The 9,322-nt window shown below is 69.8% G+C and carries 9 protein-coding genes and 1 tRNA gene; all 10 read right to left on the bottom strand.

What is annotated here, in order from left to right:
- Positions 1–72 precede the first annotated feature (72 nt).
- The 10 genes from MOJ79_RS03595 to rpsM all read right to left on the bottom strand — a co-directional run bounded on the left by MOJ79_RS03595 (position 73) and on the right by rpsM (position 9,253).
- Positions 73–2,427, bottom strand: coding sequence for a DUF1631 family protein (locus MOJ79_RS03595; RefSeq protein WP_241922889.1), 2,355 nt, complete (start codon positions 2,425–2,427; stop codon positions 73–75).
- Between the two features lie 31 nt (positions 2,428–2,458).
- Positions 2,459–3,496 (bottom strand): protein translocase subunit SecF, encoded by a 1,038-nt coding sequence (gene secF / locus MOJ79_RS03590; protein ID WP_241922888.1) that lies wholly within the window; start codon positions 3,494–3,496, stop codon positions 2,459–2,461.
- 17 nt (positions 3,497–3,513) lie between these two features.
- Positions 3,514–5,397: a protein translocase subunit SecD gene (secD, locus tag MOJ79_RS03585; RefSeq protein ID WP_241922887.1), complete on the bottom strand. Its 1,884-nt coding sequence runs from the start codon at positions 5,395–5,397 to the stop codon at positions 3,514–3,516.
- A gap of 79 nt (positions 5,398–5,476) precedes the next feature.
- Positions 5,477–5,803, bottom strand: a complete 327-nt coding sequence (gene yajC, locus MOJ79_RS03580; RefSeq protein WP_119354414.1) for a preprotein translocase subunit YajC — start codon at positions 5,801–5,803, stop codon at positions 5,477–5,479.
- A 124-nt stretch (positions 5,804–5,927) separates the two neighbouring features.
- Positions 5,928–6,004 (bottom strand) — tRNA-Met (locus MOJ79_RS03575).
- A gap of 36 nt (positions 6,005–6,040) precedes the next feature.
- Entirely contained in the window at positions 6,041–6,439 is a 399-nt protein-coding gene (rplQ, locus tag MOJ79_RS03570; RefSeq protein WP_241922886.1) for a 50S ribosomal protein L17, read from the bottom strand.
- 73 nt (positions 6,440–6,512) lie between these two features.
- Positions 6,513–7,508 (bottom strand): DNA-directed RNA polymerase subunit alpha, encoded by a 996-nt coding sequence (locus MOJ79_RS03565; protein ID WP_119289011.1) that lies wholly within the window; start codon positions 7,506–7,508, stop codon positions 6,513–6,515.
- Between the two features lie 151 nt (positions 7,509–7,659).
- Positions 7,660–8,283, bottom strand: a complete 624-nt coding sequence (gene rpsD / locus MOJ79_RS03560; protein WP_119289009.1) for a 30S ribosomal protein S4 — start codon at positions 8,281–8,283, stop codon at positions 7,660–7,662.
- 164 nt (positions 8,284–8,447) lie between these two features.
- Positions 8,448–8,852, bottom strand: a complete 405-nt coding sequence (gene rpsK / locus MOJ79_RS03555; RefSeq protein WP_119289007.1) for a 30S ribosomal protein S11 — start codon at positions 8,850–8,852, stop codon at positions 8,448–8,450.
- Between the two features lie 35 nt (positions 8,853–8,887).
- Positions 8,888–9,253 carry a 30S ribosomal protein S13 gene (rpsM, locus tag MOJ79_RS03550; protein WP_119289005.1) on the bottom strand — a complete coding sequence of 122 codons (366 nt, stop codon included), beginning with the start codon at positions 9,251–9,253 and terminating at the stop codon, positions 8,888–8,890.
- Positions 9,254–9,322 lie beyond the last annotated feature (69 nt).

The raw sequence follows: 9,322 nt of genomic DNA, 5'->3' as shown, positions 1-9,322 counted from the left end.
ACCCGGCCGACCTGACCGGTGCGCGGGCATCGGCCGCCCACCGGGACAACGCCGCAAGCCCCTGCGGGCAGATCAGCTCAGCAGCCGCGCCGGGTCGACGTCGAGCTTGGCCAGCGCGGTGCGCGTCGCGCGCACCGTCAGCGACTCGTCCTGCGCCGGCTGCAGCAGCCCGGCCTGCAGGAACGCGGCCAGCGGCTGGCGCTGGAACAGCACGCAGCGCCCGCTTTGCGAGACGAACAGCGACAGCCGCCCGCGCAGGCCGCGCCAGGCCAGCTGCACCGGCTCGACGCGGCCGCGGTAGTCGAGCATGAACCAGCTGCCGACCTGCAGCTCGAGCGCCCACGCCATCATCGCTGCGGTCGGCATCGAGCCGCCGGCGGTGACGACTTCGAGCTCGCTGCTCTCGTAGCCCGACAGGTCGAGCACGAGCGACTCGTCGATCTGCAGGTTCGCCGCCTCGGGCAGCATCTCCTCCAGGCCTTCGAGCCGCTCCTTCAGTTCGTCCAGCCGCGCCGACGGGATCGCCGCGGCCTTCGCGGTGAAAGCTGCGGCGAGCGCGTTGTTCAGCTCAGCGATGCGCTCGTCCTGGCGCTGCGGCGTGTAGCCCGCGAACGCCATGCCGTCACGCAGCGTCTTGAGCAACGGCGGCAGCCGCCGGATCACCTCGGCGCGCTCGTCACGCGTGACCTTGGCGCCGGCCGACCAGATCAGGTCGGCCGCGGCGCGCTTCATCGTCTTCGTCTGTTCGCTGTGGGCACCGGTCTTCAGCGCCGTCATCGCGAGCACGTCGGCCCAGACCTGGAACAGGAACTGGCGCACGCCCTCCTGCACCGGCACGTTCTCGAGCATCCGGCGCAGCTCGATCGTGTACTGGATCGCTTTCTCCTCGCGCTGCTCGACCTGCTGCGCGAGCGACACGCCCTTGCGGCTGGCCTCGTGCGTGTCCTTGAAGTAGCGCTCGAGGAACTTCTCGAACTCGATCAGCACGGTCTGGAACACGCGCCGGCCGGTGTCGGGGTAGGCCTCGACGACCTGCACGATGCGCTTGATCTCCTGCTCGAGCGCGTCGCCGGCAGCGAGCACCGTGCTGTCGAAGCCCATCACGCACGCGCCCATGCGGTCGATCAGCCGGCGCGCCGGATGGTCGATCGTGGCGAAGAAGTCCGGTTCGCTGACCGCCACGCGCAGCACCGGCATCTGCAGCCGCGCGAACCACACCCGCACCGACGGCGGCAGCCGCTCCTCGGTCAGGATGCTCTGGAACAGCAGCGCGACGATCTCGATCGTCGCGCGCTCGACCGGCGTAGCCGCCGCCTTCTTCAGCGCCTGCTTGTGCTGCTGCAGCGGCTCGAGCAGCGCCGGCGCCGTCACCGCCGTCCCCTGCACCGTGGCCGCCTCGAGCTTGGCGCGGATGCTCTGCTCGGCCACCGCCATCGCCTGCCGCAGGTTCGGCGACGCCGCACCGACCGGTCGCGTGGCCGTGAAGCCCGGCAGGTGGCGGCTGACGAGGCGCGTCAGCCGGCTCAGCACGGCCTGCGCCTGCTCGGGACCCTGGTGCATCGCCGGTGCGCGCGTCATCAGCCGCGTCTCGTCGCCGATGCCGCCGCCCGACGCGCTGCCCCCGGTGTGCCCGCCCGACCCGCCAGATCCGCCGGTGCGGCCCCTGCCGGCGCTGCCGCCACCGCCGCCCCAGCCGCCGGCAAACGCCCCTGCCGGCGCGCCGTGCGCACCGGTGATCGACGAGTAGCCGGTGTCGGTCGTCGCGGCCGACTCCTGCTGGCGCCGGATCATCGGCCGCAGGTCGACTTCGGGCAGCACGCCCTGCGCGGCCAGCGCGCGGTTGACCTCGTGATAGGCGAGTTCGACCAGATCGGCGAAGGCCTCGTGCAGCGACGACTGCAGCTCGCGCCAGCTCGACAGCTGTAGGCCGCAGCGGCTCCACGCGTCGACGACGATGCGCGCGAGCACGTGCGCGCGCAGCATGTCGTGCGCCTCGAGTTCCTCGCGCCCCTCGAGAGAGGCCATGCGCGCGCGCACGTCGGCGAACTCCCACGACGCACGGTCCATCATCGCCAGCGCGAGCCGCGAGCCGAGGATCTCGCGCTCGATCGTGTCGTCGTCGACGAGCGACAGCGGCTCGCGCTGCCCAGCGGCCGGCAGGCTCGCCGCGCGCGTGCCCGAGGCCCCGTACAGCAGCGCGTTGCGCAGCGCGCCGACCATCGCCTGGTGCCAGCTGGCCGCACCGCGGTGCAGCTCGAGCGCCATCTCGCGCCGCCGGAACGCGACCGCCGACTCGGCCGGCTTGTCGCGCAGCACGTTAGCCGCCTCGACGATGCCGTTGACCAGCCCGGGCAATCCCTTGACCAGCTGCTCGGTGTACAGGCGCCGGGCCTGCGCGGCCAGGCTGGACGGATCGACGTTGGCCATCGGGGGCGGTGCGGCCGGTTGTGACCCGACTCTACACCACCGCCCCGGCGTTCGGATCGTTCGGGTCGCCTTCCTTGGCCGGGGTGGCCTTGAGCAGATCCTCGCGCTTGATACCCAGCCACATCGCGATGCCCGAGGCGACGAAGATCGACGAGTAGATGCCGAACAGGATGCCGATCGTCAGCGCGAGCGCGAAGTAGTGCAGCGTCGGCCCCCCGAAGATCAGCATCGACAGCACCATCATCTGCGTCGAGCCGTGCGTGATGATCGTGCGGCTCCAAGTGCGCGAGATCGCGTGGTCGATGACCTCGGGCGGCGGCATCTTGCGCATCTTGCGAAACGTCTCGCGGATGCGGTCGAAGATGACGACCGACTCGTTGACCGAGTAGCCGAGCACGGCCAGCACCGCGGCCAGCACCGCCAGCGAGAACTCCCACTGGAAGAACGCGAAGAAGCCGAGGATGATGACGACGTCGTGCAGGTTCGCGACGATGCCGGCGACCGCGAACTTCCACTCGAAGCGGATCGCGAGGTAGATCATGATGCCGACGATCGTGAACGCGAGCGCGATCGCGCCGTCGCGCGCGAGTTCGGCGCCCACCGACGGTCCGACGAACTCGGTGCGCATCAGCCGCACCGGCTCGCTGCCGTCGGCGCGCTTGCACGACGGACGGCTGACCTGTTCGCCCTGCGGCGTCGTGTACTGCGCCGTCGTCACGCTGCCCTGCTCGGCACGGCACAACTCGGCAAAGGTCTGCGCCGCCACCTCGTCCTGCTTGCGGTCGCCGCGGATCGGCAGGCGGATCAGCACGTCGCGCGAGGTGCCGAACTTCTGCACCTGCACCTCGCCGAAGCCCATCGCCTCGACGATGCCGCGCGTGCGCTCGATGTCGGCCGCCTGCGCGTACTCGACCTCGAGCACGCTGCCGCCGGTGAACTCGATCGACAGGTTCAAGCCGCGCGTGGCGAGGAAGAACACCGCGAGCAGGAACGTGACGAGCGAGACGACGTTGAGCGCCAGCGCGTGGCGCATGAACGGGATGTCGCGCCGGATACGGAAGAATTCCATCGTCGTTCCTCGCCGCCTCAGCCACCGCTGGCCGGCTTGCCGTCGGTGTCGGGCCGCCAGATCTGCCCGATCGACACCGACTTGAGCTTCTTCTGCCGGCCGTACCACAGGTTCACGAGCCCGCGCGAGAACACGACGGCCGAGAACATCGAGGTCAGGATGCCCAGGCAGTGCACGACGGCGAACCCGCGCACCGGGCCCGAACCGAAGGCCAGCAGCGCGACGCCGGCGATCAGCGTCGTGACGTTCGAGTCGAGGATCGTGCCCCACGCGCGCTCGTAGCCGTTGTGGATCGCCAGCTGCGGCGGCGCGCCGCCGCGCAGTTCCTCGCGCACGCGCTCGTTGATCAGCACGTTGGCGTCGATGGCCATGCCCAGCGTCAGCGCGATCGCCGCGATGCCTGGCAGCGTCAGCGTGGCCTGCAGCATCGACAGCACCGCCACCAGCAGCAGCAGGTTGAACGCCAGCGCCAGCGTGCTGAACACGCCGAACAGCGCGTAGTACGCGCACATGAACACCGCGATCGCGACGAAGCCCCACAGCACGCTGTTGAAGCCCTGCGCGATGTTCTCGGCGCCCAGGCTCGGGCCGATCGTGCGCTCCTCGATGATCTCCATCGGCGCGGCCAGCGAGCCGGCGCGCAGCAGCAGCGCGACGTCGGCCGCCTCCTGCGTCGTCATGCGCCCGCTGATCTGCACGCGCCCGCCGGCGATCTCGCTGCGGATCACCGGCGCGGTGACGACCTCGCCCTTGCCCTTCTCGAACAGCAGGATCGCCATGCGCTTGCCGACGTTCTCGCGCGTGACGTCGCGGAAGATGCGCGCGCCCTTGGCGTCGAGCGTCAGGTGTACGGCGGGCTCCTGCGTCTGGCTGTCGAAGCCGGGCTGCGCGTCGGTGAGGTTCTCGCCGGTGAGGATGACCTGCCGCTTGACGATCAGCGGCGCACCGCCGCGCTCGACGTAGCGCTCGGTGCCGAACGGCACCGGCCCCTGCCCGATCGCCGCGGCCGCGGCCTCGGCGCTGTCGTCGACGAGGCGCACCTCGAGCGTCGCGGTGCGGCCGATGATGTCCTTGGCCTTGGCCGTGTCCTGCACGCCGGGCAGCTGCACGACGATGCGGTCCAGCCCCTGCTGCTGGATCACGGGCTCGGCGACGCCGAGCTCGTTGACGCGGTTGTTCAGCGTCGTGATGTTCTGCCGCAGCGCCTGCTCCTGCACCGCACGCGCCGCCTCGGGGCGCAGCGTGCCGACCAGGCGCAGCGCCTCGCCCTCGCCCGCCTCGACCCAGCTGACCTCGGGCAGGCGTTCGCGCAGCACGGCCAGCGCGGCAGCGCGCGTGGCTGCGTCGCGGAAGCGCACCTCGACGGCCTGGCCCTCGCGCGTGACGCCGGCGTGGCGCACGTCGCGCTCGCGCAGCAGCGTGCGCGCGTCGCTGGCGAGCGTCTCGGCGCGCCGCGTCAGCGCCGCCTGCATATCGACCTGCATCAGGAAATGCACGCCACCGCGCAGGTCCAGCCCGAGATACATCGGCAACGCGCGGATCGACGCGAGCCAGGCCGGCGAGCGGCTCACCAGGTTCAGTGCGACGATGTACGACGGGTCGGCCGGGTCGGGGTTGAGCGCCTGCGCGATGACGTCGCGCGCGCGGATCTGCTCGTCGGTGTTGGCAAAGCGCGCGCGCACCGAGTTGCCGTCGAACTGCACGCCGTCGGGCGTGAGGCCGGCCGCTGCGAGGGCGTCACGCACGCGCGTGGCCAGCTGCGCGTCGACACGCACGGTGACCTTGCCGCTCGACACCTGCACGGCCGGCGCCTCGCCGAAGAAGTTCGGCAGCGTGTAGAGCAGGCCGACCACCAGCGCGACCGCGAGGATCGCGTACTTCCACCACGGGTAACGGTTCATGCGGGGTCCTCCGGCGGCCGCGGGGGCGCCGTCTCGGGCGCGGGCGGCCCGCCGCGGGGCCGCGCCGGCGCCTCGGGCGTCACTTCAGCGTGCCCTTGGGCAGCACCTGCGCCACCGCGTTGCGCTGCACCTGCACCTCGACGCCGTCGGCGATCTCGACGCCGATGTAGCTGTCGCCGAGCTTGCTGATGCGCCCGGCCAGGCCACCGGCAGTGACGATCTCGTCGCCCTTGGCCAGCGCCTCAACCATCGCCTTGTGCTCCTTCTGGCGCTTCATCTGCGGGCGGATCATGATGAAGTAGAGCACCACGAACATCAGCACGAGCGGCAGCAGGCTCAGCAGGCTCGACTCGGCCCCGCCGGTCGCGGCGGGCGCGGCTTGGGCATACGCGGTGGAGATCAACACGTCACGGTCCTCGATGGATGGGGATGCCCGGCAGGGCGGAAGCGCGAGATTCTAGGTCGCGCGCGGCGGCGGGAAGACAACGCCGCAAACGACGCAGGCCCCGTGAGGGGCCTGCGAGCGGAACTGGTTGCGGGGGCAAGATTTGAACTTGCGACCTTTGGGTTATGAGCCCAACGAGCTACCAGACTGCTCCACCCCGCGATCGAATTTCGAATTATAGCGACAAACGCGCCGCTGTCACTGCGCGCTCTCGGCGGCCGCCTCTTCGGTCTTCGGCTGCGGCCGGTCGACGAGCTCGACGTAGGCCATCGGCGCGTTGTCGCCGACACGGAAGCCCATCTTCAGGATGCGCGTGTAGCCGCCCGGGCGCGTCTGGTAGCGCGGGCCGAGCTCGGCGAACAGCTTGGTGACGACCTCGCGGTCGCGCAGGCGCGAGAACGCGAGGCGCCGGTTGGCCAGCGTGGGCTGCTTGCCCAGCGTGATCAGCGGCTCGACGACGCGGCGCAGCTCCTTGGCCTTCGGCAGCGTGGTCTTGATCGCCTCGTGGCGCAGCAGCGAGACGCACATGTTGCGCAGCATCGCGAGGCGATGCTCGCTCGTGCGGTTGAGCTTGCGGAGTCCGTGACGGTGACGCATGGTGCTTTCCTTTCCTTATTGAACCCCGGCCGGATCAGGTACCGGGGGTTGCACGCGAGTTGCGGGGCCGGGCTTATCGCTTGTCGAGGCCCTGCGGCGGCCAGTTCTCGAGACGAGACCCGAGCGTCAGGCCGCGCGAGGCGAGGACTTCCTTGATCTCGTTGAGCGACTTGCGGCCTAGGTTCGGCGTCTTCAGCAGCTCGGTCTCGGTGCGCTGGATCAGGTCGCCGATGTAGTAGATGTTCTCGGCCTTCAGGCAGTTCGCCGAGCGCACGGTCAGCTCGAGCTCGTCGACCGGGCGCAGCAGGATCGGGTCGAAGCTGGCCGCCTGGCGCTGCTGCGGCTGGAACAGGCCTTCCTCGGCGCCGACGTCGATCTGCGCGAACACCGCGATCTGCTCGACCAGGATCTTGGCCGACGCGCGGATCGCTTCCTCGGGGCTGATCGCGCCGTTGGTCTCGATCTCCATCACGAGCTTGTCGAGGTCGGTGCGCTGCTCGACGCGGGCGTTCTCGACCGAATAGCTCACGCGCTTGACCGGCGAGAACGACGCGTCGAGCACGATGCGGCCGATCGACTTGGTCGGCTCGTCACCGTAGCGGCGCAGGTTGCCCGGCACGTAGCCGCGGCCCTTCTCGACCTTGATCTGCATGTCGAGCTTGCCGCCCTGCGCCAGGTGCGCGATCACGTGCTCGGGGTTCACGATCTCGACGTCGTGCGGGCACTGGATGTCGCCCGCCGTGACGGGGCCCTCGCCCTCCTTGCGCAGCACGAGCGTGACCTCCTCGCGGTTGTGCAGCTTGAACACCACGCCCTTGAGGTTGAGCATGATGTGCACGACGTCTTCCTGCACGCCGTCGATCGTCGAGTACTCGTGCAGCACGCCCGCGATCGTCACTTCGGTCGGCGCGTAGCCCACCATCGACGACAGCAGCACGCGGCGCAGCGCGTTGCCCAGCGTGTGGCCGTAGCCGCGCTCGAACGGCTCGAGCGTCACCTTGGCGCGGTGACCGGCGCCGGGCAGCGGCTCGACGTGGATGGCTTTGGGCTTCAGCAGATTGGTTTGCATCGAATCGTGTTCCTCTCAATACCCTCGGCTCGTTACACCGATAAGGCTGATGGACCGCGCCGGGGAAATGACGACGGGCGGCGACCCGGCAAGCGCCGCCTGTCCGCTGGCGGCGCCGGGCACGAGGCCCGGCACCGCGGATCTGCACGCGTCAGCGCGAATACAGCTCGACGATCAGCGACTCGTTGATCTCGGCGCCGAACTGGTCGCGGTCGGGCACCTTCTTGAACGTGCCCTCCATCTTCGCGCTGTCGACGCTGACCCATTCGGGCAGGCCCACCGACTCGGCGAGCTTGAGCGCGTCCTGGATGCGCAGTTGCTTCTTCGCCTGTTCGCGCACCGCGACGACGTCACCCGGCTTGACCAGGAACGACGGGATGTTGACGACCTGGCCGTTGACCGTGATCGCGCGGTGCGAGACGAGCTGGCGCGCCTCGGCGCGCGTCGAGCCGAAGCCCATGCGATAGACGACGTTGTCCAGCCGCGACTCGAGCAGCGACAGCAGGTTCGAGCCGGTGTTGCCCTTGCGGCGCTCGGCCTCGGCGAAGTAGCGCCGGAACTGGCGCTCGAGCACGCCGTACATGCGCTTGACCTTCTGCTTCTCGCGCAGCTGCACGCCATAGTCGGACGTGCGCGAGCCGCTGGTGCGGCCGTGCTGGCCGGGCTTGCTGTCGAACTTCGCCTTGTCGCCGATCGGGCGGCGAGCGCTCTTCAGGAAGAGGTCGGTGCCCTCGCGACGCGAGAGCTTGGCCTTGGGGCCGAGGTAACGTGCCACGTTCAGTCCTTCTCAGTTCAAGCTGACGCGAAAGCGGGCCTTCGCGCGAGTCCGGCGGATGTTGTTGTAGGCGCTCGGACGGTGGTCTTCGGTGTCGCCTCGCGGCATTGGTCAAAACGCCGACGCCGCCCGAAGGCGGCAGCCGGCGGAAAAGCGTTGCGGGTTCAGATGCGGCGGCGCTTCTGCGGGCGGCAGCCGTTGTGCGGGATCGGCGTCACGTCCGAAATCGACGTGATGCGGATGCCCAGCGACGCGAGCGCGCGCACCGACGACTCGCGCCCCGGGCCCGGGCCCTTGATGCGCACGTCCAGGTTCTTGATGCCCTGCTCCTGCGCCGCGCGGCCGGCCGTCTCGGCCGCGACCTGCGCGGCGAACGGCGTGCTCTTGCGCGACCCCTTGAACCCCTGACCACCGCTGGACGCCCAAGCGATGGCGCCGCCCTGGCGGTCGGTGATCGTGATGATCGTGTTGTTGAACGACGCGTGCACGTGGGCGATGCCGTCCGCGATGTTCTTGCGGACCTTCTTGCGCACGCGCTGCGCGGCGGTGTTGACGGGTGCTTTGGCCATGGGGGCGTTCCTTCAATCGCGGTGGCGGCGCTCGGTCACTTCTTGACCAGCGCGCCCGACTTGCGCGGGCCCTTGCGGGTGCGCGCGTTCGTCTTCGTGCGCTGACCGCGCACCGGCAGGCCACGGCGGTGGCGCATGCCACGGTAGCAGCCGAGGTCCATCAGCCGCTTGATGTTGATCGACATCTCCCGGCGCAGGTCGCCCTCGATCGTCAGGCGCCCGATCTCCTCGCGGATCTTCTCGAGCTCCGCGTCGTTCAGGTCCTTGACCTTCTTCGAGTACGGGATGCCGACCGCGTCGCAGATCTTCTGCGCCGTCGTGCGGCCGATGCCGTAGATCGCGGTCAGGCCGATCTCCGCATGCTTGTGCGGCGGGATGTTGATGCCGGCGATGCGTGCCATGTTGACTGTCCTTTGTTACCTGGTCCCTGTCCGGGCGCCTGCAGACGCCCGGGCGTTCGGCGGGCACGC

Source organism: Calidifontimicrobium sp. SYSU G02091, assembly GCF_022631395.1.
Classification (GTDB): Bacteria; Pseudomonadota; Gammaproteobacteria; order Burkholderiales; family Burkholderiaceae_C; genus Calidifontimicrobium; species Calidifontimicrobium sediminis.
Note: the sequence above shows the minus strand (reverse complement) of the source record. Positions and strands in the feature narration are given on the sequence as shown.

Coding starts and splice junctions, on each gene's coding strand:
- MOJ79_RS03595 (WP_241922889.1), bottom strand. CDS start 2,427: ATGGCCAACGTCGATCCGTCCAGCCTGGCCGCGCAGGCCCGGCGCCTG.
- secF (WP_241922888.1), bottom strand. CDS start 3,496: ATGGAATTCTTCCGTATCCGGCGCGACATCCCGTTCATGCGCCACGCG.
- secD (WP_241922887.1), bottom strand. CDS start 5,397: ATGAACCGTTACCCGTGGTGGAAGTACGCGATCCTCGCGGTCGCGCTG.
- rplQ (WP_241922886.1), bottom strand. CDS start 6,439: ATGCGTCACCGTCACGGACTCCGCAAGCTCAACCGCACGAGCGAGCAT.
- MOJ79_RS03565 (WP_119289011.1), bottom strand. CDS start 7,508: ATGCAAACCAATCTGCTGAAGCCCAAAGCCATCCACGTCGAGCCGCTG.
- rpsK (WP_119289007.1), bottom strand. CDS start 8,852: ATGGCCAAAGCACCCGTCAACACCGCCGCGCAGCGCGTGCGCAAGAAG.
- rpsM (WP_119289005.1), bottom strand. CDS start 9,253: ATGGCACGCATCGCCGGCATCAACATCCCGCCGCACAAGCATGCGGAG.